This window comes from Streptomyces changchenzhani, from assembly GCF_039766235.1.
Classification (GTDB): domain Bacteria; phylum Actinomycetota; class Actinomycetes; order Streptomycetales; family Streptomycetaceae; genus Streptomyces.
Map to the genome: position 1 here is coordinate 1,480,447 of NZ_JBDHNH010000001.1, position 24,679 is coordinate 1,505,125.

At 71.1% G+C, this 24,679-nt stretch carries 18 protein-coding genes and 1 pseudogene; 6 read left to right on the top strand and 13 right to left on the bottom strand.

Going from position 1 to position 24,679, the window contains the following annotated elements; all coding sequences use genetic code 11:
* Window position 1: 1 nt before the first annotated feature.
* The 11 genes from ABCR94_RS07045 to ABCR94_RS07095 all read right to left on the bottom strand — a co-directional run bounded on the left by ABCR94_RS07045 (window position 2) and on the right by ABCR94_RS07095 (window position 15,062).
* The gene (locus ABCR94_RS07045; RefSeq protein ID WP_347118179.1) at window positions 2–2,884 is read right to left on the bottom strand and encodes a serine/threonine-protein kinase; all 2,883 of its coding nucleotides are present in this window, start codon (window positions 2,882–2,884) and stop codon (window positions 2–4) included.
* Window positions 2,881–4,230, bottom strand: a complete 1,350-nt coding sequence (locus ABCR94_RS07050; protein ID WP_347118180.1) for a hypothetical protein — start codon at window positions 4,228–4,230, stop codon at window positions 2,881–2,883. The genes ABCR94_RS07045 and ABCR94_RS07050 overlap by 4 nt, the downstream gene beginning before the upstream one ends.
* 72 nt (window positions 4,231–4,302) lie before the next feature.
* Entirely contained in the window at window positions 4,303–5,304 is a 1,002-nt protein-coding gene (locus ABCR94_RS07055) for a glutamate ABC transporter substrate-binding protein (protein WP_347118181.1), read from the bottom strand.
* 20 nt (window positions 5,305–5,324) lie between these two features.
* Window positions 5,325–6,722 (bottom strand): GlnX family signal transduction membrane protein, encoded by a 1,398-nt coding sequence (locus ABCR94_RS07060; protein ID WP_347118182.1) that lies wholly within the window; start codon window positions 6,720–6,722, stop codon window positions 5,325–5,327.
* Between the two features lie 301 nt (window positions 6,723–7,023).
* Window positions 7,024–8,004, bottom strand: coding sequence for an N-acetylglucosamine kinase (locus ABCR94_RS07065; protein WP_347118184.1), 981 nt, complete (start codon window positions 8,002–8,004; stop codon window positions 7,024–7,026).
* Window positions 7,995–9,260 carry a 6-phospho-beta-glucosidase gene (locus ABCR94_RS07070; protein WP_347118185.1) on the bottom strand — a complete coding sequence of 422 codons (1,266 nt, stop codon included), beginning with the start codon at window positions 9,258–9,260 and terminating at the stop codon, window positions 7,995–7,997. Before ABCR94_RS07070 ends, ABCR94_RS07065 begins: the two co-directional genes overlap by 10 nt.
* An 8-nt stretch (window positions 9,261–9,268) precedes the next feature.
* Window positions 9,269–10,180 (bottom strand): carbohydrate ABC transporter permease, encoded by a 912-nt coding sequence (locus ABCR94_RS07075; protein ID WP_347118186.1) that lies wholly within the window; start codon window positions 10,178–10,180, stop codon window positions 9,269–9,271.
* 5 nt (window positions 10,181–10,185) lie between these two features.
* Window positions 10,186–11,154, bottom strand: a complete 969-nt coding sequence (locus tag ABCR94_RS07080) for a carbohydrate ABC transporter permease (RefSeq protein WP_347118188.1) — start codon at window positions 11,152–11,154, stop codon at window positions 10,186–10,188.
* Between the two features lie 8 nt (window positions 11,155–11,162).
* Window positions 11,163–12,497: an ABC transporter substrate-binding protein gene (locus tag ABCR94_RS07085; RefSeq protein WP_347118189.1), complete on the bottom strand. Its 1,335-nt coding sequence runs from the start codon at window positions 12,495–12,497 to the stop codon at window positions 11,163–11,165.
* An 89-nt stretch (window positions 12,498–12,586) separates the two neighbouring features.
* On the bottom strand, window positions 12,587–13,813 hold the full coding sequence (locus tag ABCR94_RS07090; RefSeq protein ID WP_347118190.1) for an ROK family transcriptional regulator: 1,227 nt from the start codon (window positions 13,811–13,813) through the stop codon (window positions 12,587–12,589).
* A gap of 190 nt (window positions 13,814–14,003) precedes the next feature.
* Entirely contained in the window at window positions 14,004–15,062 is a 1,059-nt protein-coding gene (locus ABCR94_RS07095) for a mechanosensitive ion channel family protein (protein WP_347118191.1), read from the bottom strand.
* Between the two features lie 305 nt (window positions 15,063–15,367).
* On the opposite strand from ABCR94_RS07095, the gene ABCR94_RS07100 reads away from it, so the two are divergent.
* Window positions 15,368–15,904: an HNH endonuclease gene (locus ABCR94_RS07100; protein WP_347118192.1), complete on the top strand. Its 537-nt coding sequence runs from the start codon at window positions 15,368–15,370 to the stop codon at window positions 15,902–15,904.
* Window positions 15,905–15,946: 42 nt separating this feature from the next.
* On the opposite strand, the gene ABCR94_RS07105 is transcribed toward ABCR94_RS07100, so the two are convergent.
* Window positions 15,947–18,982: a glycoside hydrolase family 84 protein gene (locus tag ABCR94_RS07105; RefSeq protein WP_347118193.1), complete on the bottom strand. Its 3,036-nt coding sequence runs from the start codon at window positions 18,980–18,982 to the stop codon at window positions 15,947–15,949.
* 238 nt (window positions 18,983–19,220) lie between these two features.
* On the opposite strand from ABCR94_RS07105, the gene ABCR94_RS07110 reads away from it, so the two are divergent.
* The 3 genes and pseudogenes from ABCR94_RS07110 (at window position 19,221) to ABCR94_RS07120 (ending at window position 21,962) form a co-directional block, all read left to right on the top strand.
* Window positions 19,221–19,400, top strand: coding sequence for a hypothetical protein (locus tag ABCR94_RS07110; RefSeq protein ID WP_521976474.1), 180 nt, complete (start codon window positions 19,221–19,223; stop codon window positions 19,398–19,400).
* Window positions 19,401–21,786, top strand: a pseudogene (gene malQ, locus ABCR94_RS07115) (4-alpha-glucanotransferase). It begins immediately after the preceding gene.
* On the top strand, window positions 21,732–21,962 hold the full coding sequence (locus tag ABCR94_RS07120; RefSeq protein WP_347118197.1) for a hypothetical protein: 231 nt from the start codon (window positions 21,732–21,734) through the stop codon (window positions 21,960–21,962). Before malQ ends, ABCR94_RS07120 begins: the two are co-directional and overlap by 55 nt.
* Window positions 21,963–22,089: 127 nt before the next feature.
* Here ABCR94_RS07120 and ABCR94_RS07125 read toward each other — a convergent pair whose 3' ends face one another.
* A complete protein-coding gene (locus tag ABCR94_RS07125; RefSeq protein WP_347118198.1) occupies window positions 22,090–22,587 on the bottom strand; it encodes a MarR family winged helix-turn-helix transcriptional regulator in 498 nt (165 codons plus the stop codon).
* Window positions 22,588–22,710: 123 nt separating this feature from the next.
* Here ABCR94_RS07125 and ABCR94_RS07130 point away from each other — a divergent pair, with 123 nt between their 5' ends.
* Window positions 22,711–23,724: an EamA family transporter gene (locus tag ABCR94_RS07130; RefSeq protein ID WP_347118200.1), complete on the top strand. Its 1,014-nt coding sequence runs from the start codon at window positions 22,711–22,713 to the stop codon at window positions 23,722–23,724.
* A gap of 163 nt (window positions 23,725–23,887) precedes the next feature.
* Window positions 23,888–24,679 (top strand): phytanoyl-CoA dioxygenase family protein, encoded by a 792-nt coding sequence (locus ABCR94_RS07135; RefSeq protein ID WP_347118201.1) that lies wholly within the window; start codon window positions 23,888–23,890, stop codon window positions 24,677–24,679.

Genomic DNA, 24,679 nt, shown 5'->3' on the forward strand with positions numbered 1-24,679 from the left:
ATCACACCCAGGTCCGGGGGCGGAAACGGTTGGCCCGTTCCACCAGGTCGATCCTTTCATCCCCGCGCTGTGCGAGCCGGGCGAGCACCCGGTACGAGCGTTCAAGACCGAAGCGCAGGCCGCGCTCGTCCAGTTGGCTGCCGAGCAGCGCGGACCGCACGGGGCGTGCCCCGTGCCCACCGGAGAGTACCCAGTCGAGGGCGGTGCCGAGGACTTCGGTGCAAAGCTGTTCACGGCGTACGGCGTCGAGGCCGAAGCCCCGCAGGGCCTCCACCTGGGCCGCGGCGGCCATCAGATCGTCGCTCAGCGGGTCGCTCGCCGCGCGTCTGCGCAGCCGCGCCCGCACGGCTGCGACGCGCGCCGCCGTGTAGTGGATCGACGCCTCGGGCACGGACTCCAGCGCGCGTACGGCGCCTGGCCTGTCGCCCGCCGCGAGCTGGACGCGGGCGAGGCCGAAGGCCGCACTGACGTAACTCGGGTCGGTCGTCCACACCAGGCGGTAGTACTCCGCCGCGTTGTCGAGCTGACCGAGGACCTCGGCGCAGACCGCGAGGGCGAGCTTGGGCGCGGCCTCGCCGGGAAACGCGTCGTAGATCGCGTCGAAGGAGAGCGCCGCGATCTCGTTGTCCCCGGTGGTGAGGGAGGCGATACCGCGGTACCAGACAACCCGCCAGTCGTCCGGATGCTGCGTCTCCAGGGCCGCCAGCGCCTCGGCGGCGGTGGCGGGCTCGTCCATCTCCAGCCGGGCGCGCAGCTCGCGCAGCCGGCGCTCGACGGAGTCGCCGGGGGCGGACTGGAGGGCGGTGATCAGCTCGGCGGGCGCCGAAGCCATCAGGCCCGCCAGGAAACCGGCGTTCGGGTCGTTCGGGTCGACGCGCGGCACGGGGAGCGCGAGCGCGGTGGCGCGCGGGTCGAGGGCCGCGAGGTACGGCACCCCGGCGCCGTTGGCCTGGGCGGGCGAGACCCCGGGCGGCGCGAGGACACCGGCCGGAGCTGCGGCCCCGGCGACGAACGGGGTGGCGTGAGCGGGGGGAGCGGGAGGAGCCACCGCGAGGGCGCCCGCGCCGAAGCCCGCGCTCCCCAGTCCCGGCTGCGCACCGGGACCCGCGTACGTACCGGAGCCCGCGCTGCCGGACCCCGTCTGCCCGTCGGGCGCCCCCGCGCCGTTGCCCGCGCCGTACACCCCGGCGCCCACCGCTGCGTACCCGCCGACTCCGCCGGGCGCACCCGCGCCCTGCGCCGGGAAGGTCGCCGCGCCGGGGGCGCCCGAAGGGGCGGCGACCGGCTGGGCCGGGATCACGATGCGGCCCCCGGCGCGGGCCGCGTCGCGGCGGGCACGGCGGGAGAGCGGCACGGACCGGCCGCCGAGCTGCGACGCGTCGCCCGTCAGCTCCGCGAACAGCTGCGTGTCGGTCACCCGCAGCTCCGGGCCGAACAGCGTCGAGAGCGCGGGCCTGGCCCGGCCCGTCTGGATCGCCACGACCTCCCGCAGGACGCCGGTCAGCTGCTCGGCCATCTCCGCCGCCGAGGCGAACCGCCGGGCCGGATCCGGGTCGGTGGCCCGGACCAGCAGGCGGTAGAAGGACTCGTACGTACGGAAGACCTCGATGTTGTCGGGGTCGGGCAGGCTGTCCACGAAGACATTCGTGTAGCCCTGGAAGTCGAAGGTCAGCACGGCCAGCGTGCGCGCCACCGTGTACAGGTCGGAGGCGACGGACGGCCCGACCTCGGAGACCTCGGGGCCCTGATAGCCCACCGTCCCGTAGATCGCGCTCTCGTCGTCGTCCATCCTGCGGACCGCGCCCATGTCGATGAGCTTCAGCTGGTCCTGCTGCTGGATCGCGTTGTCGACCTTGAAGTCGCAGTACAACAGGTTCCTGCTGTGCAGGTGACCCAGGGCCTCAAGCGCCTCGATGCCGTACGCGCAGGCCTGCTCGACCGGCAGCGGATCGCGCTTGCCCACCGGGCTCCGCCGCTCGTTGGCGATCTCCTTGAGCGACTTGCCGCCGACGTACTCCATGACGATGTAGCCGTCGAGGGAGCCGGTGCGCTGGTCGAGGTGCTCGACGAAGTTGTAGATGCGGACAATGTTGGAGTGCTCGATCTCGGCGAGGAAGCGCCGCTCCGAGATCGCCGCGGCCATCGCGTCCTGGTCGCCCGTGTCCAGCAGCCCCTTGAGGACGACCCAGCGGTCGGACACCGCGCGGTCGACCGCGAGATAGACCCAGCCGAGACCACCGTGCGCCAGGCAGCCCATGACCTCGTACTGGCCGTGCACGACGTCGCCGGTGCCGAGCTTGGGGATGAAGGAGTACGGGTTGCCGCATTTGGTGCAGAACCCCTCGGTGCGGCCCGGCCGTTCACCGCGGGCCCGCCCCACCGGCGCCCCGCAGTCGCTGCGGCTGCAGAACCGCTTGCGCTCGGGGACCTCCGGGTTCTCCATTACTGCCGAACGAGGGTCCGGGCGCGGCACGTCCGGTACGGACACGAGCCCGGCGCCGAGCCTGTTGCGCCCCGAAGCGCTCGACGACGCGCCGGAGCTGCGGACCGACACGGACGGCGACGTGGCCGAACCGGACAGCGCGCGCGAGAGCCGCCCGGAGACGGAACGCCGCGAGGTCGAGGAGCGCGACGAGCGCTCCGATTGCCGAGAAGACGCCCGCGAGGAGGCGCGCGAACTGCTGCGGCCCGAGCCGTTGTTGCTGCTGGCCCTGTTGCTGGGAGCCCTGCTGCTGTGCCCGCCGGCCGTGACACCGGTCGGCGGCGACGACAGGGTGCCGGACGGCGAGACGACCGGCGCGAGACCGCAGGTGTCGCAGTACATCTCACCGCCGCCCATGTCCTCGTACGACCCCTCGCACCCGGGGCGCTGGCACTTGCTCATGCTGAATCCCCTTTGTCGCTCCGCGAGGGCCCCGCGCGGTCGGCGGGGCCGGGCTGCCGCGGGATCAGGACTTCCGCCGTGGCCCGCTGGTAGCGCATTACCGCCTGCTCGGCGGCGCGCAGATCGCAGGGCGCGCTCCACAGCATCCGGCGGGCCGCCTCGTACCGCTCCATCAGCAGCGGATCCTCCGCCATGCCGTGCCTGGCGACCTTCGCCTTGTACGCGTCGAGCCGACCGCGCAGCTCGGCGCGGACCGCCAGTGGCTCGGTGACCCGCGACAACGACTCGCGGGCGCGAAGGAGTTCCTCCTCGGCCTCGCGCTCCAGCGACTCAAGGAGCGGCGAGAGCCGGTGCCACTGGGCGTGCCTGCGGTATCCGGCGGCCAGCACCAACTGCTCCTGGAGCGCCGTGGAGGGGCCGCTGACCGCGGGCACCTCCGAAGCGGCGATCTTCGCCAGGACCTCGCCGCGCGCCGACCGTGCCTCGGTCAGCGTGCGGTCCGCGCGCGAAAGGACGTCCTGCAGCCGCAGCAGCCGCTGCTCCGCGTCCTGCCGCACACCGAGGACCGCCTCGATCTCGCGCCGGATCTCCTCCAGGGCACGGGCCGCCCGGTCGTACCTCTCGGTGTCGGGCCGGCCGCCGCCGGGCGCCGAACTGCCGAGCCCGGGGCGCCAGAAGGCGAGCGGGTCCGTCACCACCTGGCTGCGCAGCGTCGTCAGCTCCTGGGTGATCTCCTCCAGGTCGTCGCCCGCCGGGTGCTCCCCGGGCCGTACGCCGACGGAGTGCGCCAGAGACCGGGTGCGCAGCAGCTCGGCGGCGAGCAGATCGATCCGGGCGGGCAGCGCGGACCACACCGCGTCCGCCGTGACGACCATGTCGAGCGACCGCGCGTACAGCTGGTTCATCCGGGACACCAGCGCTTCCAGCGTGAACCGCTCGGCGAGCTGGGCGGGCCCGGTGATCGAATGGGTGTGACCGCCGTGCGCACCGCCCGCGACGCCGCCCCCGGCGACCGTCACGCTCTCGCCGCGCAGTACGTCGGTCAGCTCGGCCAGGTCCTCGCGGTTCGGCCAGCGCCGCCGCGCCCGCAGCTCACGGGCGCCGGACAGCGCGGCGGTGTACGCGTCGAAGTACGCCCACAGCGACGCCACAGCCTGCTCGGTGGCGGCCCAGCGGTCCTTGGTGACGCCCGTCAGCTCGGCGCCTTCGAGGAGGCGGCGGCCCGAGTGGTCCTGGAGTGCGAGGAGCGAGGTCTCGATCGCTTCGTACTCCGCGCCGAGCCGCGCCAGCGCACGGTCCACCTCGTCCCGGTCCATCACCGGCCCGGTGGCTCCCGCGACGCCCATCGATCACCTCTCCGCTCCAGCTGCGATCCGCTGCTCGTGCCGTTGATACTGCTGTTTCCACGCCCAACCAGCTCAATTGTCCCGGTACTTGGCCTCCGGAGGCTCCGTGATGCCGGGCAGGTCCGCCTTCAGCCACTGGTCGTACGCCTTCATCCATGGGCCGCTCGGGCCACCGCTGCGGTAGTCGTCGAGCACCTGGTTCAGCCGCCGCACCAGGTCGTCGCTGCCGAGCTTCGCCGCGATGCCGTAGTACTCCTTGGTGAACGGTTTCCCCTTGAGCTCGACCGCCGGGTCCTGCGCCGCCTGGCCCGCCGCGAGGGCGTTGTCCGTGACGACGGCGTCGACCTCGCCGAGCTGGAGCCGCACCAGGCAGTCCAGCTGGTTGGAGACGGTGAACTTCTCGAAGTCCGCGCCGAACGATTCCTTGGCGAGCGCGTCGTACGCCGTGGAGCCCCGCGCCGAGCAGATCTTCTTGCCGGCGAGCGACTTGTCGTACCCCTTGATGGTGGATGTCTTGGGGGCGAGCACCTGCTGGCCCGCCTGGAAGTAGGCGCTGGAGAAGGAGACGTCCTTCAGCCGGGTGCAGTTGATCGTCATCGTCCTGACGACGATGTCGACCCGGTCCTCCTGGAGCGCGAGGATGCGCTGATTGGTGGGGATCGCACGGTAGATGACCTTTTCGGGGTCGCCGAGGATGTCCTGGGCCATGGCCCGCACCAGGTCGATGTCGAAGCCTTCGAGCTCGCGGGTGGCCGGATTGCGGTAGCCCCAGCGGAAGCTGTTCTGGTCGACGCCCGCGATCAGCTTGCCGCGCTTTTTGATCTTCTCGATGGCCGCGCCTTCGCTGCCCCCGGGCCGCAGGCTGCGCTCCGGCTCCTCGCAGGTGTCCGCCCGCGCGGCGGCTGCCTGCGTCACGCGCTGCCCGGAAGCCGCTGTCGCGCCGTCGTCCCCGCCCCCGTGGGAGAGCGGCAGCAGCGTCAACGAAGCGGTCAGCGCGCAGGCGGCGGCCATGGTCGCCACGCCGCCCCAGCCGCGCAGCCGCCCGGCCGTGGCTCTCCTGCTCGTCCTGGTCACCGCGCCTCCACCCACCCGTATCACCTGTACTCCGAAAGCCTGCGCCCGATGCCGAGCACCGCGCCCGTGGCACCGAGCACCGCCAGCAGCGCGGCGCCCAACGGCAGTCCGGTCAGCGCGCCCAACCCGTCCTCGGCGGCCCGCGTGAACTCGGCCTGCTCATGGGCGAGCGCCTTGTCCAGCGCCGCGTCGACGGCGTCGAAGCACTCGTCCGTGGACTTCTTGTCGCCGGTGATCTGCAACCGCGCGCTCTCGTAGTCGCCGCTGTCGTCGGTCGCGCGGGCGGTGGTGTGCCGCTCGCGCCAGACCCCGACGCTCTTGGTGGCGACCTTGACGGGCTCGCTGCCCGCGAGGTCGTCGGCGAACTTGCCCGCGTCGCCAAGACGCTCGCCGAGGACCTTCATGCTGTCCGCGTACTGGGACTCGTACAGGTCGCGCTTGCCGTCCTTGGCCAGTACGGCGCCGCGCGCGACCAGGGTGAGGTTCTCGTTGGCGCGGGCCTTGAGCGAGTTGATGCGGGCGTCGTTGAGGACTTCCAGGGACACCTGGCCGTGCGTCCTGGCGTCGTTCAGCTCGGCCCTGGACACCGCGTGCCCGACGCCCAGCCACAGCAGGACCACGGCGGAGGCGACGCTCGCGGCGAGCAGGCCGTGGTTGAACACCCGGTTCGTACGGCGGTAGTTGCGCTGCTGGACCAAGACCAGGCCGCCGAGGGCCACCACACCCAGGCCGAGCCCGGCGAACGGCCAGACCCTCGCCTCGTCGTAGTCGTCCCCGAGCCTGCGGGTCTCCGACTGGTACAGCCGCTCCGCGGCCGGCAGCAGGGTCTTGGTCATCCGGTCGTTGGCGTACCGCAGATAGGCGCCGCCGAGCGGCAGGCCCTGCCGGTTGTTGGCACGGGCGCGCTCGATCAGGCCGGTGTAGCGGGGCAGTTCCTTGTTGAGCGTGGCTATCTCGTGCCCGGACGCGCTGGAGCTGTCCGTGTTGGCCGCCGCCTTCACCAGCAGCTCGGACGCCGTCGCGATGTCCTTGTTGTACCGCGTGAGTACGTCCTGCGGCTCCTGCGCCCCTTCGAGGAATCCGCTCGACGCCGCCGTGTCGGCGTCCGCCAGCGAGCGGTAGACGCTCGCCGCGTCCGCGCTCAGCGGCTGGCTGCGCGACACCACGTCGTCGGCGGCGGACGCGCGGCCCGAGACCTCCCAGGCCGTCACCGCCCCGAACGCCACGACGAGAACCGCCGCCAGGGCGCCGATGATCCGCAGCCGGCCTGGCTCGGTCGTCGCCCCGGCACGCAACCGGTCCACGCCCTCGGACCAGGCGGTGCCGCGCACGGGCGGCTGCGCCTCGCGCGCATGCGAAGGCTGCGCCTCGCGGACGTGCGGCGGCTGAGCCTCGCGCACATTCGGCGGGTGTGCCACGTGACCTCCCCCTCGGTCATGGACAGGGCCATGGACAGTCGGTCCGTAATCCCCCGGTGCTCCGTGGGGGCAGTGCCCGGCAAGCAGTATGGCCGCAGGGACCGACATCCACACCAGGATTGGCTGGATCTTGTCCGATCGCAGCTACCCGATCTCCCCGCATCTCCCGCTTATGTATACGCAGGGGGGATCTGTTCAGTTCCCGTTCGTATCCGTTTAGCAGGCAATGTGTGCGGTACGCGCAACTCCGGCCGCCGTCCGGGACCTTCGGGACGGCGGCCGGGGCCGAGTGGTGGAAGCCCTACGCGTCGTAGTGCGTGCGCAGCCTCAGGTGGGACTCCGCGGGCGCCGCGACGTGGTCGAGCCCCAGGAGTGCCGCACCCAGCACCGGCGGGGCCGTGACGACGCGCGCGACCGCCCTCGGCGCGCGTTCGGCGAGCAGCGCCGTGATGTGGTCGTTCAGCTCCGGATGACGAGCCGCGAGCACGCTGCCGCCCAGCAGTACTGGCGCCTTCTCGTCCAGCAGGCCGAGCCGGCCGAGCGCCACCGTCGCCATCAAGACGACCTCGTCGGCCTGCCGGTGGATGACCGACAGGGCGACCCGGTCACCGGCCGCGCCGGCCGCGAAGAGCACCGGGGTGATCTCGTGCTTGCGCTTCTCGTCGATGCGGCGCAGGTGCAGCGCCTCGATCAGCGCGTACATCGAGTCGAGACCGAAGTACGCCGGCAGGGCGCGCGCCAGCTCGGTCGGCTCTCCCCGCCCGTCCTCGGCCCGCGCCGCGAACCACAGCGCCTCCTCGGCCAGGCCCCCGCCGCCGCCCCAGTCGCCGGAGATCCGGCCGATCGCGGGGAAGCGGGCGGTGCGGCCGTCGGGGTGCATGCCGACGCAGTTGATGCCCGCGCCGCACACGACCGCGACCCCGAGGGTCTCGGCGCCACTGGGCAGCCCGGCCCGCAGTATCGCGAAGGTGTCGTTGCGGACCTCGGTCGTACGACCCCAGCCGCGCGCGTGCACCGCGGCCTCCAACTCCCGTTCCTCGATGGGCAGGTCGGCGTTGGCCAGGCAGGCGGAGACATGCTCCACCTCCTGGACACCGGCCGCCTCCAGCGCCTGGCCGACGGTCACGGCGAGCGCGTCGATCGCCACCCCGATCCCGACCACCGGCGGCTGGAAGCCACCGCCGCGCGCCGTGCCCAGGACCGATCCTTCGGTCCCGATCACGGCCACATCCGTCTTGCTGTTCCCCGCGTCGATGGCGATGACAGCCGCGCTCACGCCCACGCGAAGTGCTCCCGGTTGTGCGCGATCAGCTTGTCGGTGAGCGCCTCGGCGTACTCGAACTGTCCGACCAGGGGGTGCGCAAGCAGTGCCTTGAATACGCGGTCGCGACCGCCGCGCAGGGCGGCCTCCAGCGCCAGGTCCTCGTACGCGGTGACATTGGCGATCAGGCCGGCGTACAGCGGGTCGAGCTCGGGCACCGCGAGGGGGGTGGCGCCGGTCTTGTCGACCCGGGCCTGGACCTCGATCACCGCGTCGTCCGCGAGGAACGGCAGTGTGCCGTTGTTGTACGTGTTGACGACCTGGATGGGGCTGCCGCCGTCACCCAGGAGCGAGGCCGCCAGGTCGACGGCCGCCTCCGAGTAGAAGGCGCCGCCGCGCTTGGCGAGCAGCGCGGGCTTCTCGTCGAGCGCCGGGTCGCCGTACATCGCGAGGAGTTCCTTCTCCATGGCGGCGACCTCGGCGGCCCGCGACGGCTTGGTGCCGAGCTCCCGTACGACCTCGTCGTGCGCGTAGAAGTAGCGCAGGTAGTACGAGGGGACGACGCCGAGGCGGTCGAGCACCGCGCGCGGCAGGTGCAGGTTGTCGGCCATCGCGTCGCCGTGCTGGGCGAGCAGCCGGGGCAGCAGGTTCTCGCCCTCGGGGCCCCCGAGCCGTACGCCCAGCTCCCAGCTGAGGTGGTTGAGCCCCACATGGTCCAGGTGCACCTCGGCCGGCGCCACGTCGAGCAGCTTCGCGAACTTGCGCTGGAAGCCGATCGCGACATTGCACAGACCGACGGCCTTGTGGCCGGCCTGGAGCAGCGCCCGCGTCACGATGCCCACCGGGTTGGTGAAGTCGATGATCCAGGCGTCCGGGTTCGACCGGCGTACCCGCTCGGCGATGTCCAGGACGATCGGGACCGTACGCATCGCCTTGGCCAGGCCGCCGGCGCCCGTGGTCTCCTGTCCGACGCAGCCGCACTCCAGCGGCCAGGTCTCGTCCTGTTGGCGCGCGGCCTGTCCGCCGACGCGCAGCTGGAGCAGCACCGCGTCGGCGTTGGCGACGCCCGCGTCCAGGTCGGACGTGGTGGTGATTTTGCCCGGGTGGCCCTGCTTGGCGAAGATCCGGCGGGCGAGGCCGCCGACCAGCTCCAGACGGTCGGCCGCGGGGTCGACGAGGACCAGCTCCTCGATCGGCAGCGTGTCCCGCAGCCGGGCGAAGCCGTCGATCAACTCAGGTGTGTAGGTGGACCCGCCACCCACGACTGCGAGCTTCATTTCCTCAACTAGCCCTTCACTCCGGTCAGTGTGACGCCTTCGACGAATGCCTTCTGGGCGAAGAAGAAGACGACGATCACAGGGGCCATGACCAGTACGGTCGCGGCCATGGTCAGATTCCAGTCGGTGTGGTGTGCACCCTTGAACGATTCGAGTCCGTACGACAGCGTCCAGGCGGCCGGGTTCTCGGACGCGTAGATCTGTGGTCCGAAGTAGTCGTTCCACGCGGCGAAAAACTGGAACAGCGCGATGGCCGCGATGCCCGGCTTCGCCATCGGGATGATGATCCTGGTCAGGGTGCGGAAGTCGCCGCACCCGTCGACCTTGGCCGCGTCGATGTACTCGTTGGGGATGGTCAGCAGGAACTGGCGCAGCAGGAAGATCGAGAAGGCGTCACCGAACGCCATCGGGATGATCAGCGGCCAGAGCGTGCCGGACAGGTCGAGTTCCTTCGCCCAGAACAGGTACATCGGGATGATGACGACCTGCGGCGGCAGCATCATCATCGAGATGACCAGCATCAGCGACAGATTGCGGCCCTTGAAGCGGAACTTGGCGAGCGCGTACGCCACCGGCACGGACGACAGCACCGTCAGTACGGTGCCCAGGCCCGCGTACAGCAGCGTGTTGCGCCACCAGGTCAGGAAGCCCGGGGTCTCGAAGACCTTGACGTAGTTGCCCCACTCCCAGGTATTGGGCGTGAGGTCGCGGGTGAGCGCCTGCTGGTCGCTCATCAGCGAGGTGAGGAAGAGGAAGACGAACGGCAGCACGAAGAACAGTGCGGCCGCGATCCCCAGCGAGTGCACGGCGATCCAGTGCAGCAGCGCCTTGCGGCGCGCGGTGCGCAGAGCGGGCGAGGGGTCGAACGCTGGGGCGCCCGGCTTCGCCGTCTTGTCGGTTCTGTTGATGAGCTGGGTCATGACGGTCACTCACCTGCCTGGAGGAGGCCGCCGCGTCGCCGCATCAGCAGAGCCGTGAAGCACATGGCCAGGGCGAACAGGACGAGTGCGGCGACGCAGGCCGAGCCGTAGTCGAAGCGCTGGAAGCCGAGGTTGTAGACGAGCTGCGGCAGGGTCAGGGTCGACTTGTCGGGATAGCCGGGCTCGAAGGACTGGCCGGAGTTGCCGATGATGCCGGAGGCGACTTTCCCCGCGACCAGTGGCTGTGTGTAGTACTGCATGGCCTGGATCACGCCGGTGACCACGGCGAACATCACGATGGGCGAGATGTTCGGCAGCGTCACGAAGCGGAAGCGCTGCCAGTTGGACGCGCCGTCCAGCTCCGCGGCCTCGTACTGCTCCTTCGGTACGTCGAGCAGTGCGGCCATGAAGATCACCATCAGGTCGCCCACCCCCCACACCGCGAGCATGGTGAGCGCCGGCTTGGACCACGCGGCGTCGTTGAACCAGCCCGGTGTGGGCAGCCCCAGGTCGCCGAGGATCGAATTGACCGGCCCTGTCCCCGGGTTGAGCAGGAAGACGAAGCCCAGGGTCGCGGCGACCGGCGGTGCGAGGTACGGCAGGTAGAAGAGGGTGCGGAAGACGCCCGTACCCGTCTTGATCTTCGTGATCAGCATGCCGATACCGAGGCCGAAGAGGACCCGGCAGGAGACCATGACGACCACGAGCCACAGAGTGTTGCGCAGGGACGGCCAGAACATCGGGTAGTCGTTGAAGACGTAACTCCAGTTGGCAAGACCGTTCCACTGGGGCACTCCGAAGCCGTCGTACTTCATGAACGAGAAGTACACGGTGGAGAGCAGTGGGTACGCGAAGAAGACCGTGAAGCCGATCAGCCAGGGCGACATGAAGGCCGCCGTGCGCAGCGCGGCCTTCCTGCGCTTGGTACGGAGCGTGTTGCTGCTCCGTGAGCTCCGTGGGATCTGTGTGCTCATCGCGAGGACTACTTCGCCTTCGCGATGTCGGTGTCAATCTGCTTGGCGGTCTTTTCCAGACCGGCCTTCAGGTCCTTCGCCAGGCCCTTCTCGTACTGGAAGCCGAAGTCCTGGAGGGTGTTCTGGTAGGTCGCGCCGTTGACGGCGCCATCGGGGGTGTTGGACTTCGGGTGCTGCGCGATCTCCAGGAACGTCTTGAAGCGCGGGTCGAGGTCCAGGTCCGGCGACTTCAGGGCCTCAAGGGTGGACGGCACATTGCGGATGCCGTTGGCGAACTCCACCACGGCCTTGGTGTCGGTCGTCATGTACTTGACGAGCTCCCAGGCGGCGTTCTGCTTCTTGCTCGCCGGGGCGATACCCATGATCGTGCCGGACAGGAAGCCCTTGCCGTAGCTCTCCGCCTCTTCGTCGGCGACGGGCATCGGCGCGACACCGATCTCGAACGGCACCTTGGCGTCCTCGGCCATGCCCAGCCGCCACTCGCCGTCCAGCTGCATCGCGACCTGGCCGGTGTGGAAGGGGTGCTTCGCGCCGAACTCGTCACCGAAGGTCGTGCGGAACTTCTCCAGCTTGGTGTAGCCGCCGAGGTCGTCGACGAGCTTCTTCTGGAAGGTGAACGCCTTGGCGAACGCCGGGTCCTTGGCGATGTTCGACTTGCCGTTCTCGTCGAAGTACTTGTGGTCCCACGAGGACATGTAGTGGTCGACGACCGTCTCGTAGCCGTGGTAGTTCGGCATGAAACCGAGCTGCTCGTACGAGTCGCCCTTGGTCTTCGTCAGCTTCTTCGCGGTCGCGGCCAGCTCGGACATGGTCTTCGGCGGGGCCTTGACGCCGGCCGCCTTGAACGCGTCCTTGTTGTAGTACAGGCCGTACGCGTCGCTGAGCAGCGGCATCGCGCAGCGCTTGCCCTCGAACTGGGTGTAGTCGAGGAGGACCTTCGAGAAGGTCTTCTTCATGTCCAGCTTGGACTTGTCGATGAAGGGCTGAAGGTCGGCGAAGGCACCGGACGAGCAGAACTTGCCGACGTTGGACGTGGTGAACGACGACACGACGTCGGGGCTGTTGGAACCGCCCGCGCGCAGCGCCTGGTTGAGCTTGTCGTCGGTGATGTTGCCGACGACCTTGACCTTGATGTTCGAGTGGGCTTTCTCGAAACGGCCGATGCTCTCCTTGATCGCCTCGACCTCGGCCGGGGCGCTCCAGCCGTGCCAGAACGTGATCGTGGTCTTGGCGTTCGGGTCGTCATTGGCGGCGCTCTCCGTCGAACCCGTACACGCGGAGGCGAGTACCGATATGGCGGCGACGGCAACGGCTGTGGTGGTCAGGCGGCGGTTTCTGCGCATGGCGGAGCTCCCAGGGGCAGGGACAGGGGTGGTCGGACGCGGAGAACGAACGGGCGGAGAACGAACGAGGGGCAGGGGCAAGCGGGTGATCAGCGGGAGGTGTCGAACACTTCGTCGCGGGTCGAGGCGAGTGCGCTCTCCAACGCGCCCCGCAGTACGGGATGCTGGAGAACCTCGCCGATGACCAGGCGTGGCCTGGACGCGGCGAGTTCGGCGAGCTCGGCCTGGACCAGTGAGCGCAGGGGCTCCCCGCCGGCGGCGGTGAGCGCGCCGGAGAGGACGATCAGTTCGGGGTCGAGTACGGCGACGACCGAGGCGAGGCCGGTCGCGAGCCGCTGCGCGTACTGCCGCAGGAACTCCGCGAGCCGCTCGTCGCCGGGCTGTTCCTCGCCCGGCTGCGCCAGGCCCGCCGCCGCGGCGCGCGCCAGCAGGGCGGCGCCGATCTCGGTGTACGGGTGCTGGGGGGTGTCGATCCCGAGCGACCTGGCGAGCCGGGGCACCGACTGCGAGCCCGCGAGCTCCTGGAAGCCGCCGCTGTTGGCCTTGGCCACCTGGCGCACCAGCGGGGTGCCTGGCACCGGCATGAAGCCGAGCTCGCCGGCGCCACCGGTCCAGCCGCGGTGCAGCCGTCCGCCGATGACCAGGGCCGCGCCGATGCCCTCCTCGCTCCACAGCAGGACGAAGTTCTCGTGGCCGCGGGCCGCGCCCAGGCGCTGCTCGGCGACGGCCGCGAGGTTCACGTCGTTCTCGTACCCGACGGGCATGGGCAGCACGGCCGCCAGCTCTTCGAGGAGGGCGGGGGAGTGCCAGCCGGGCAGGTGACTCGCGTAGCGCAGCCGTCCGGTGCCGGGGTCGAAGGCGCCGGGGGTGCCGATGACGACGCGGTGCAGCTCGCCCCGGGTGAGCCCGGCGGCCTTCACCGCTCCGTCGAGCGCGTCCGTGACCTGGCGTACGACGCTGTCCGCGCGGCGCCCCGGCGTCGGCAGTTCGAACTCGCCGACGGTGTGGCCCGCGAGGTCGGCGACGGCGGCGCGGATGCGCCGGGGCGTCACATCGAGGCCGGCGACATGGGCGGCGCGGGCGTTGACGGCGTACAGCTGGGCATTGGGTCCTGGGCGGCCCTCGGTCGTGCCGGTGGCGACGACAAGGCCCGCGGACTCCAGCCGGACCAGCAGTTGGGAGGCGGTGGGCTTGGAGAGCCCGGTCAGCTTGCCGATCTTCGTACGGGAGAGGGGGCCGTGCTCAAGGAGCAGGTCCAGGGCAGCGCGGTCGTTCATCGCCCGCAGGACGCGGGGGGTTCCGGGTGTCCCGGCCATGGCACTGCACCTGCCCTTCGGCTCTTTCCCACTCAACATCATTGTTAGGAAAGTTTCCTATTGAGTGAGAGGAACGTAAGACGCCCGCAAGGTGGCCGTCAATAGCCGTCAACGTACAGCGCCCTCGCGGCAACCAAAGCGTTACCTGCGGGGCGTCGCGGAGAGCCGCTGTTACGTCGTGGGGGCGCCGCTACTTCGAGAGGTTCGTGGGCTGCGGTATCGGGGACGCGGCGAGCGACTGCGGCGAGGTGGGGCTGGCCAGGGCGGAGGGCGCCGCGGTGGGATCGGCGGGTGGAGCGCTCGCCTGCTCGACGGCCACCGGGCCGCCGACGATGCGTATGCCCGCCCGGTCGAAGGCCTGCTTGATCCGCCAGCGCAGCTCGCGCTCCACCCCGAGGGCCTTGCCCGGCATCGTCTTCGCGGTGATCCGCACGGTCATCGACTCCAGGAGTACCGAGTCCAGGCCGAGCACGTCGACCGGGCCCCACAGCAGCTCGTTCCACGGATCGGCCTTGGCGAGCTCCTCGGCGACCTCGACGATCACCTTGCGGACCTGGTCCAGATCCTCGCTCGGGTGGACCTGGACGTCGACGCCGGCGGTGGCCCAGCCCTGGCTGAGGTTGCCGATGCGCTTGATCTCACCGTTGCGTACGTACCAGATCTCGCCGTTGTCGCCGCGCAGCTTGGTCACACGCAGCCCCACCTCGATGACCTCGCCGGAGGCCACCCCCGCGTCGATGCTGTCCCCGACGCCGTACTGGTCCTCCAGGATCATGAAGACACCGGAGAGGAAGTCGGTGACGAGATTGCGCGCGCCGAAACCGAGGGCCACACCCGCGACACCCGCCGAGGCGAGCAGTGGGCCCAGGTTGATGTTGAGCGCGCCCAGCACCATCAGGGCGGCCGTGCCCAGGATCACGAACGAGGCGACGGACCGCAGCACGGACCCGATCGCCTCGGAGCGCTGTCGGCGCCGCTCGGCGTTGACCAGCAGCCCGCCCAGCGCGGTGCCCTCGACGGCCTGGGCGCTGCGGTTCATGCGCGCTATCAGCTTGGTGAGGGAGCGCCGGATGACCGTGCGCAGCACGGTCGCGATCAGCACGATCAGCAGGATGCGCAGGCCGACACTCAGCCAGGTGGACCAGTTCTCCTCCACCCAGCCCGCGGCGTTGGTCGCCCGCTCCGCAGCCTCGTCGAGGGTGACGGGTTCGGTCGTCGGATCGGCGGCCGACAGGGCGGACAGGAACACGGCGGGTACCTCCAGGCAGGGCGACAGCAGACCAACCACACTAACGGGGCATCACCGTTGGTCCGGTGCGGTGCAGGGGGGAGAGACAAGCCTCACCCGGGGAACTATTGGGCTCAGTCCTGGTGCGCTCCCCCTGTGGTCCCCGTGCGCTCCCTTCGTGGTCCCCGTGTGCGCCCCTCCCTGTGGTCGAAAACACTCCGAGCCCGTTACCCGGACGTGGTGGCGCTACGACCAGCCATGAGGGGAGACTGAGAGCAGATCGTCCCGGCGCGAGCCACGCGCCGCCGGCGTAATAGGAGGCATCCGTGCCGCATGTCCTGGTACTCAATGCGTCGTACGAGCCGCTCGGCGTCGTACCGCTCCGCCGCGCGCTCATCCTCGTTCTTGAGAACAAGGCCATTTGCCTAGAGGAATCCGGCGCCTTCATGCACAGCGCGACCCTTGTCATCCCGGCGCCCAGCGTCGTACGGCTGAAAAGGTTCGTGAGAGTCCCCTACCGGGGGCCCGTTCCACTGACCCGCCGTGCGCTCTTCGCCAGGGACGGCGGCCGTTGTATGTACTGCGGTGCCGCCGCAACCAGCGTCGACCACGTCATTCCGCGCAGCCGCGGCGGCCAGCACGCCTGGGAGAACGTGGTGGCGGCCTGCCGCCGCTGCAATCACGTCAAGGCGGACCGGCACCTGCTGGAACTGGGCTGGCGGCTGCGCCACCAACCCGCCCCGCCGTCCGGTCTCGCCTGGCGCATCATCGGGACCGGGCACAGGGACCCGCGCTGGCTGCCCTACCTGCAGCCGTTCGGCGCGGACGACGTGATGGCTCGGATCGACGGCATTTCCGCCTGACGATCCGGGCCTCTGACGTCCCCGGCGTTTTCGTGTATCCCGCTACTTCACGGCGTACGCCTCCACGCCGAACAGTGAGTAGCCGAACGGCAGCGCCCGCTCGTCGCACTGGACCCGGACGAAGCGCACGTCCTTCGCGTCCATCCTGACCTCCTCACGCCCGCCCCTGCCGTCGCGGACAGTGGCCGCCGTGCGCCAGGTGCGGCCGTCCGCCGACACCTGGACGCGGTACTTCTTCGCGTACGCCTCCTGCCAGTGCAGTACGACCTGGCCGAGCCGTACCGGCTGCGGCAGTTCGGCCTGCCACCACGCGGTGCGGCCGATCGGGGAGGTCCAGCGGGTCTCCGGGTCGCCGTCGCCCGCCGCGCCCGCCGGGAAGTCGGTCGTCTCGTCGCCGGAGGAGGAGATCCTCGCGCCGTCGCCGCGGACCAGGTCGGCGTCGGCGGTCTGCGGCGCCGCACGCACCGTCAGAGTGCTCTGCTCGCCGTCGAAGGCGACCGGCACCGTGTACTCGCCCGCCGGTACGGCCTTGTCGATGGTGATGTCGAGGGGGACGGTGGTGCGGGTGCCGCGCGGCACCGTCGTGGTCTGCGGGGTGCGCACCTTGATGCCCTTGGGCGCCCTGGTCGTCAGCTTGCCGCGCACATCGGCGGGGCGCTGTCCGGTCAGCGCCACCTCGACGCGCTGCGGATCGCCGCCGATCTCCGCGTCCGTCTCGGCGCGTTCGAGGCTGAGCTCGGCGCGGGGCTCGTCGGCGAACCAGGGCACCACCTTGTGCACAACGGGGGCGCCCCCGCCGCTGTTCGCGCTCCCCCTGCCGTTTTCACTCCCGCTGCCGGCGCCTGTGCCGGTCCAGGTCAGGCGCACGGCGTCCACCCGCGCGCCCCCGGCGTCGGTCTGCGTCCAGCCGCTCGCGGAGAGCGTGCCCGCGCGCCGCCAGCCCTCGCCGGGCACATGGGTCTCGACGGCCGCACCCGCGCCCGTACCGGGCTCCGTCATGGCCGTGAGCGCCTCGACGGGGCGTGCGCGACCCAGCCGCACGGTGTACGAACCGGGGCCCTCGGAGACGATGCCGTCCTTGCGGTCCGCGCCGGTCCAGGCATCGGCCTCCTTGCCTGACTTCGTCAGGAAGACGTCCAGGACGCCCTTGCCGACGGTCACTCTGTCCGCCGCCTTGAGCGAGCCGCGTATCGCGTCCAGGTCCAGGGAGGCACGCCAGGCGGCGTCGCCGTCGCCGCGCGCCTGGGCCTGGAGCAGGTCGACGGACAGCTCGCCCGCGGCGCCGTAGCGCGCCAACTGCTCTGTCCACGGCTTCACTTCGTCGTCCAAAGCGCCGTCGGCCGCGTCCTGCAGCCGCAGCGGTGCTTCACGCATCACCGTGAACGCGGCGCGCAGCTTCTTCGCCGCGACGGTATTCGCGGCCGCGTCCGCGGTGGTGCGTGTCCGCCAGAAGTCGTCGATCAGCGGGCGCAGATACGCGGACTCCTGGCCGCCCAGCACGGAAGAGGCGTCGTTGCCGGCCAGCGCCCGCATCGCCTCGCGGGCCCGTGGGTCGGCGCCCGCGAGGTCGTCGATCGCGGCCTGCCACGACTCCTGCGGCTGGTACCCCCGCGGGTTCCAGGCATAGTCGGCGGCCGTGAACAGTGGGATGCGTGAGGCGGCGGCCTGCTCCATGGCGTTGGCGAGGAGCACCGAGGAACCGGTCGCCACGGCGGGCTCACGGCCGATGTACGGGCCGAGGAAGATACGGTCCTGCGCGTAGTCGTTGACCGGGTAGTTGTCCATGGTGACCAGCGGATGCCTGAACGCGGAGCGCGCACCGGCCAGTTCGCGGCCCGTGATCGTCCTCGGCACGACCCCGATGCCCGTCCATGCCACCTGTACGCCGCCGTCCAGCTGCGCGGCGAGAGCGCGCCGGTAGTCCGTCGTGCCGTCCTGGTAGAACTCGGTCGGCATCACGGACAGCGGCTCCGCGCCGGGGTGCCGCTCCGCGAGATGCTCCGCCACCGCGTTGGCCACGCGCGCGTGGGCCTTCGCCGCGGCCTCGGGTCCTGAACCGAAGGTCTCGGAGTCCTGTCCGCAGTGCCACTCGCTGTAGCTGACGTCCTGGAACTGGAGCTGGAAGGTACGCACCCCCAGCGCCCACATCGCGTCGAACTTGCGGTTCAGCGCCTTGATGTCGTTGTCCGACGACATGCACATCGACTGCCCGGGGGCCACGGCCCAGCCGAGCGTCACATGGCTGGCGCGGGCCCGCTCGGCGAGGGCGCGGAAGTCGGCGCGCTTGTCCGCCGGGTAGGGGTCGCGCCAGCGGGCCTGGCGGTACGGGTCGTCGCCCGGCGCGTAGAGGTACCGGTTCTGCTTGGTGCGGCCCATGAAGTCGAGCTGTGCGAGGCGCTGCTCGCGGGTCCAGGGCTGCCCGTAGAAGCCCTCGGTCATCCCGCGCACGGCCGTTCCCGGCCAGTCGCGTACGACGGCCCCCGCGATCTCCTTCGCCCCGGTCCCGCCGCCGCTCCGGTCATCGCCCCGCACCAGCTGGCGCAGGGTCTGCACGGCATGGAAGAGACCGTCGTCGCCGACACCTTCGACGGCGACGGTGTCCCGCCCGGCGACCTGTCCGACAGCGATGCGATAGCCGCCGGGCGGCAGGTCGGCGCGCTCGGGTGCCCGCAGGGCGCGCAGCGCGTCCTGCGCGCCGGTGCCCTGCGCCTGTACGACGAGTCCCCCGGCGGGCAGCGGGTCGCCGGGCCCGACCGTGGCGACGCTCCGTGCACCCGCTGTACGCAGCAGCTCTTCGAGCGCCCGCACGGCGTGCGGGTCGGCGTCCTGGCCCGCGACGAGCACCGCTTCCCGGCCCACCGGGACCGCCTGTCCCGCCGCCCGTATCGTCTGCGGGCGCGGCCAGACGGAGGGCAGCGCGGCGTCGCCCTCACGGTCCTGCGTGGTGACCGGCGGAGCGGCCGGCGGCGTGCCCGGATCGGGCTGCGGAGCGGCGAACGCGCCGTTCGCACCGCCGAGCAGTCCGCTCATCACGGCCATCGCGACGGCGGTCGCGCCCCTCCTGCCCCCGAGCTGCACAACTGTCTCCTCAGTCCGCTTCGTGTGGGCACCGAGCCCACCACTCGGCCGCCAAGGTGTCAATTTCCGCGCGGGGAACGGAATGTGAGCCGGGACACGTTGTGGAAACGTATACGTCTGCGGCCGTGTCCATTGGGTAGGGCTGCTTTGTCCACGTAGCTCACCTAGGGAGGCCCCAGTGGCCGCAGCTCAGCTCCTCCTGTCCGCGCTGTCCAAACCGGCGCTCGCCCCCGACGCGGTGCTCGACGCGGGATTCACCGACCCGCTGCTCCTCTCTGAACCGCCCCTGACCAGTGAGCCGCCGATGGCCGACGCGGCGCCGCTCACCAGCGAGCCGCCGATGGCGGACGAGGCACCTCTGACCAGCGAACCGACTGCCCACGGCACGGCATCGGGCGTGGAGCCCATGGGGGTCTAGATGGGCCTTGCCCGGCTCGCCGCCCTGCACGGGGTCGCCACGTCCTACGCGCCCTCCGCGGACCGCACGCTCCAGGTCCCGGACGGCACGGTCGTCGCCGTGCTCGCGGCCCTGGGCGTCGACGCGCGCACGCCCGCCGCGGTGCGGGCCGCGCTCGACGCGCACGAGGCCGCGGCAGCGCGCCGCCTGCTGCCCGAAACGGTGGTGGCCTGGGCCCCGGCCGAAGCACGGGACCTCTCCCCGGTCCCGCCCCCCGCCCTGGCCGACCTCTCCCCGGTCCCGCCCCCCGCCCTGGCCGACCTCCCCGCGGGCACGCTGCTCCGGGTCGAGACCGAGCAGGGCACGGCGACGCAGTGGCAGACGCCGCCCGCGCCGGGCACGGACGCCGACCGGCGGCCTCCGAGGACCCCGGGCACGGGCGCTCCGCAGCCGCCACCCGGTCAGGCGAGCCCCGCCCCGGACCCCGCGCAGGACGCCGAGCCCCTCACCCCGGGTGACCGGACCGCCGGACCCGTGGCCGGTGCGCCCGGCTGGGGGCAGTTGCCGCTCGGGGTGCACCGGCTGACCGTACGGACGCCGGACGGGCGGGAGGACGCCGCCGCGCTCATCGTGGCGCCCGACCGGGTGCCGCAGCCCCGTGGGCGCTCCTACGGGCTCCTGGTCCAGCTCTACTCGCTGCTGTCCGAGCGCTCCTGGGGCATGGGCGACCTCGGTGACCTCGCCGAGCTCGGCTCCTGGTCCGGGCGCGCGCTCGGCGTCGGATTCGTCCAGATCAACCCGCTGCACGCGGCCGTGCCCGGCACCCCAACCGACGCCTCCCCGTACCGCCCCTCGTCGCGCCGCTTCCCCGACCCCGTCCACCTGCGGGTCGAGGACGTCCCCGAGTACGCACACCTGCCCGCGGCGGACCGCACGCGCCTCGACGTCCTCCTCGCGCGCGCCGCCCAGCTGCGCGATTCCGTGCTGCGCAAGGGCGCGCTGATCGACCGCGACGCCGTCTGGGCACTGAAGAAGGAGGCCCTGGAGCTCGTACGCAAGGTTCCGTTCGGCCCCGGTCGTCGCGCCGCCTACTGCGACTTCCTCGCCGAGCAGGGCACGGCCCTGGAGGACCACGCCACCTGGTGCGCGCTGGCCGAGACGCACGGCTCCGACTGGCACGCGTGGCCCCCCGGGCTGCGCGACGACCCGCACGCGGCGGAGGTCCACCGCGCCCGCACCGAGCTCTACGACCGCGTCGATCTGCACTGCTGGCTGGCCTGGCTCACCGACTCCCAGCTCGCCGCCGCCCAGCGGGCCGCCCGTGACGCGGGGATGCCGGTCGGCGTCGTGCACGACCTGGCCGTCGGTGTGCACCCGGGCGGCGCCGACGCCTGGGCGCAGCAGGAGGCCTTCGCGCACGGCATGTCCGTCGGCGCCCCTCCCGACGCGTTCAACTCGCTCGGCCAGGACTGGGGCCTGCCCCCATGGCGTCCCGACGTCCTCGCCGCACACGCCTACGCCCCGTTCCGGGGGCTGCTGCGCGGACTGCTGCGCAACGCGGGCGCCCTGCGCATCGACCACGTCATGGGCCTGTTCCGGCTCTGGTGGGTCCCGCAGGGCCTGCCGCCCACCCAGGGAACGTATGTCCGCTACGACGCCGACGCGATGCTCGCCGTCCTCGCCCTGGAGGCACACCTCGCGGACACGGCCGTCATAGGGGAGGACCTGGGCACCGTCGAGCCCGGCGTGCGCGACGCCCTCGCCGAGCGCGGCGTGTTCGGCACCTCGGTGCTGTGGTTCGAGCGCGACTGGGCGGGCCGGGGCGAACCGCTGCCGCCGGAGAGCTGGCGTGAGCGCTGCCTGGCCACCGTCACCACCCACGACCTGCCGTCCACCGCCGCCCGCCTGACCGGCGACCATGTCGCGCTGCGCCACCGCCTGGGCCTGCTCACCCAGCCCCTGGCCGAGGAGTCCGCCCAGGAGGCGGCCGACGTGACCGAGTGGGTGTCGTACCTCGCGCGGCTCGGCCTGCTGCCCGAAGGGGCGGGCGACGAGGAGGGCGAGATTCGCGCGGCCCACCGCTTCCTGCTGCGCACCCCCGCCCGGATGGTCGGCATCTGGCTGCCGGACGCGGTGGGTGACCGCAGACCGCAGAATCTGCCCGGCACCTGGGACCAGTACCCCAACTGGCGGCTCCCGATCGCCGACGCGGAGGGCAGCCCCGTGACCCTGGAGGAGCTGACCGCCTCACCCCGGCTGCGCCGGCTGATGGACACCTTCAGACCCTAGGAGGTGTCCCCTTACGGCACCCCCGGGCGCGCGCCCGGGTTGGGCGTTCGCTACGTTTGGCCCGTGGACAAGAAGAACGCTCTGCGCGCCGGCGCTGTCGCGGCCGGTACGACGCTGATGATGCTGCTCATGTCGTCCCCCGTGCTCGCGCGCACGCGCGACGACGGTGATGACCCCGGTCCCGGCCTGAGCGTGCTGGAGACGCTCGGCCTCTACGTCGTGGCGCCGATCGGGCTGTTCGTGGTCATCGCGGGCCTCGTCATGGTGCTGGACAAGTCCAAGAAGCAGGCCTGACCCAACCGTTTCAGCGAGGGCGTCCGCTTTCCGTACCCGTACGGAAAGCGGACGCCCTCGTCGTGTTCACCCCGTCCGGATGTCCACCCTGTTCACCCCATCCGGGCAGTGCGGGCAGTCCGCGTGCCTACTCCTTGCCCGTCCCGGCCAGCAGTTGACGCAGCAGCTCCTGGAGCTGCTCCACCTGCGCCTCGTCGAACGCGTCGAGCGCCGCGCGCTGCTGCCCCAGGCCTGCCGAAACGGCCTCGTCGACGATCGCGAGACCGCGCTCCGAGAGCGTGACCCGCAGCCCGCGCCGGTCGTGCGGATCGGGGCTGCGGGCCAGCAGCCCGGCGCGCTCCAGTTTGTCCAGCCGGCCGGTCATCCCGCCGGTGGTGAGCATCAGCGTCGCGGAGAGCTCGCGCGGTGAGAGCGCGTACGGCTCACCGGAACGGCGCAGCGTGGCGATGACGTCGAACTCGCCCCGGGAGATCCCGAAGCGTCCGTACGCCTTCTCAACGCGGTCACCCATCGCGCGCGCGATCCGGTAGACACGGCCGAAGACAGCCATCGGGGCGGTGTCGAGGTCGGGACGCACCACGGCCCACTGGGCGGTGATGGCGTCCACGAGGTCCTTGGTCGTCATGTCCGCAGTATCCGGAGAGTTCCGGTCGGCCGCAAGAAAGTTGCTTGACGGGAAGTGGCTTAGGAGTAAGCTACTTTCCGTCAAGCAACTTTGCGCGACGTGAACGACCTTGAGGAGCACGCCATGAACCGTGCCGGAACGATCGCCCTGACCGCACTCGCCCCCGTCTCCTGGGGTTCGACCTACGCGGTGACCACCGAATTCCTGCCCCCCGACCGGCCGCTGTTCACCGGCCTGATGCGCGCACTGCCCGCCGGTCTTGTGCTGCTCGCGATCGGCCGGACGCTGCCGCGCGGCGCCTGGTGGGGCAAGGCGGCGGTCCTCGGGGCGCTGAACATCGGCGCGTTCTTCCCACTGCTCTTCCTGTCCGCGTACCGGCTGCCCGGCGGGATGGCCGCGGTCTTCGGCTCGCTGGCGCCGCTGTTCGTGGCCGGGCTCGCGGTGCTCCTGCTGAGTGAGAAGCCGACCGTACGCACCCTGCTCACCGGCATCGCGGCGGCGCTCGGCGTGAGCCTGGTGGTGCTGCGTGCCACCGCCACGCTGGACACGGTGGGCGTGCTGGCCGCCCTCGCCTCGTCCGCCTCGATGGCCACCGGCACCGTCCTCACCAAGCGCTGGGGGCGCCCCGACGGCGTGGGGCCGCTGGTCATGACCGGCTGGCAGCTCACCGCGGGCGGCCTGTTGATCGCGCCCATCGCGCTGCTGGCGGAGGGCGCGCCGCCCGCACTGGACTCGCGTGCCGTCGCCGGATACCTCTACCTTGCCCTGGTCAACACGGCGGTCGCGTACTGGCTCTGGTTCCGGGGCATCGGCCAGCTCTCCGCCACCTCCGTCACTTTCCTCGGTCCGCTGTCCCCGCTGACCGCCGCCGTCATCGGCTGGGCGGCGCTGGGTGAGGTGCTGACGCCGATCCAGCTCCTGGGCATGGCGATCGCGTTCGGCGCGACGCTGTTCGGGCAGATCAAGCCCCGTCGACCGTTCAGTTCAGCTGAAGAGAATGATCGAGACAGTTCGATGGACCTGATGAGTGGGACTGATCCTGGGCGGAGTGGTGATCGGTGCCATCCGGAGCAAGTAACTCCGGCCGGGTCGGCCGGGCCAAGTAACTCAGGCCGCCGGGTCGGCCTGAGCGAGTAACTCCAGCCACATGTGCCGAAATTCATTGCACAGAATACTTCGCGCCACTCCGCCGCGATCCGGTCATTGTGTCCGCAGTGCCTTTGGTCAAATGAAGCTTCGGCTACGTTTACGTCCCCCTTCGGGGACATCGCGGTGACCACTCGCTCGGGGAGGCCGGAACATGCAAAATCGGGTTGCCGCCAGGATCGGCACGCATCAACTGCATCAGTTCTTTCGGGCGGGCTATCTGGTCCTTCCCGCTTTCCTGCCGCCCGAGTTGGTGTCCCGACTGGAACCGGAAGTCGACCGGTGGGTGGACTCGGGACTCCGGCAGCGTTCGATCTCCTCCTGTGTCGAGCCGGAGAAACACGGTCCGCCGCCGGTCATGGAGATAGAAATGGACGCCCATGGCGAACTCGCCGGGTACCCGCCCCTATTGGATCTGCTATCGCTCCTGATGGGTCCCGTATTCGCCTTCCATCACATGCACAGCGACCGCCGGGCTCCCGGCGCGGGCGGAAAGAACTGGCACCACGACTACGAGCAGTCCCCGCAGACCGACCGGGCACGCATCATGATTCACGCGCTGCACTACCTGGGCGGCCTCGACGCGTCCATGGGCAGCCTCGCCGTACTCCCGGGCTCGCACCGGGAGGTCGCGGAGAAGACGGCACGCCATCACCTGGGCACCGCCGAACTGCCCGGTGAGGTGCTCATCGACCAGCTGCCGGGCGGGTCGACGGTGGTACTGCACTCCGCGCTGTTCCACACCCGGCGCCCGGCCGCGACGGAGTCCCGGGGGCCCCGCTACATGGTCGACAGCTCGTACTGCCAGGGAGGTGTCCGGTGGCGCCCGGTCAAACCGCACTGGCGTCAGCTGCTGTCCAGGGCGCGGGAACTGGAGCTGGACGGAGGGCGGTGGCCGGACCTGTTCGCCGACCGCCACTTCACCGAGTACACCGCCCCGGCATGA

What these genes read in the sequence shown, in the direction of transcription:
- ABCR94_RS07045 (WP_347118179.1), bottom strand. Translation starts at nt 2,884, where the DNA reads ATGAGCAAGTGCCAGCGCCCCGGGTGCGAGGGGTCGTACGAGGACATG.
- ABCR94_RS07050 (WP_347118180.1), bottom strand. Translation starts at nt 4,230, where the DNA reads ATGGGCGTCGCGGGAGCCACCGGGCCGGTGATGGACCGGGACGAGGTG.
- ABCR94_RS07070 (WP_347118185.1), bottom strand. Translation starts at nt 9,260, where the DNA reads ATGAAGCTCGCAGTCGTGGGTGGCGGGTCCACCTACACACCTGAGTTG.
- ABCR94_RS07075 (WP_347118186.1), bottom strand. Translation starts at nt 10,180, where the DNA reads ATGACCCAGCTCATCAACAGAACCGACAAGACGGCGAAGCCGGGCGCC.
- ABCR94_RS07080 (WP_347118188.1), bottom strand. Translation starts at nt 11,154, where the DNA reads ATGAGCACACAGATCCCACGGAGCTCACGGAGCAGCAACACGCTCCGT.
- ABCR94_RS07085 (WP_347118189.1), bottom strand. Translation starts at nt 12,497, where the DNA reads ATGCGCAGAAACCGCCGCCTGACCACCACAGCCGTTGCCGTCGCCGCC.
- ABCR94_RS07090 (WP_347118190.1), bottom strand. Translation starts at nt 13,813, where the DNA reads ATGGCCGGGACACCCGGAACCCCCCGCGTCCTGCGGGCGATGAACGAC.
- ABCR94_RS07125 (WP_347118198.1), bottom strand. Translation starts at nt 22,587, where the DNA reads ATGACGACCAAGGACCTCGTGGACGCCATCACCGCCCAGTGGGCCGTG.
- ABCR94_RS07130 (WP_347118200.1), top strand. Translation starts at nt 22,711, where the DNA reads ATGAACCGTGCCGGAACGATCGCCCTGACCGCACTCGCCCCCGTCTCC.
- ABCR94_RS07135 (WP_347118201.1), top strand. Translation starts at nt 23,888, where the DNA reads ATGCAAAATCGGGTTGCCGCCAGGATCGGCACGCATCAACTGCATCAG.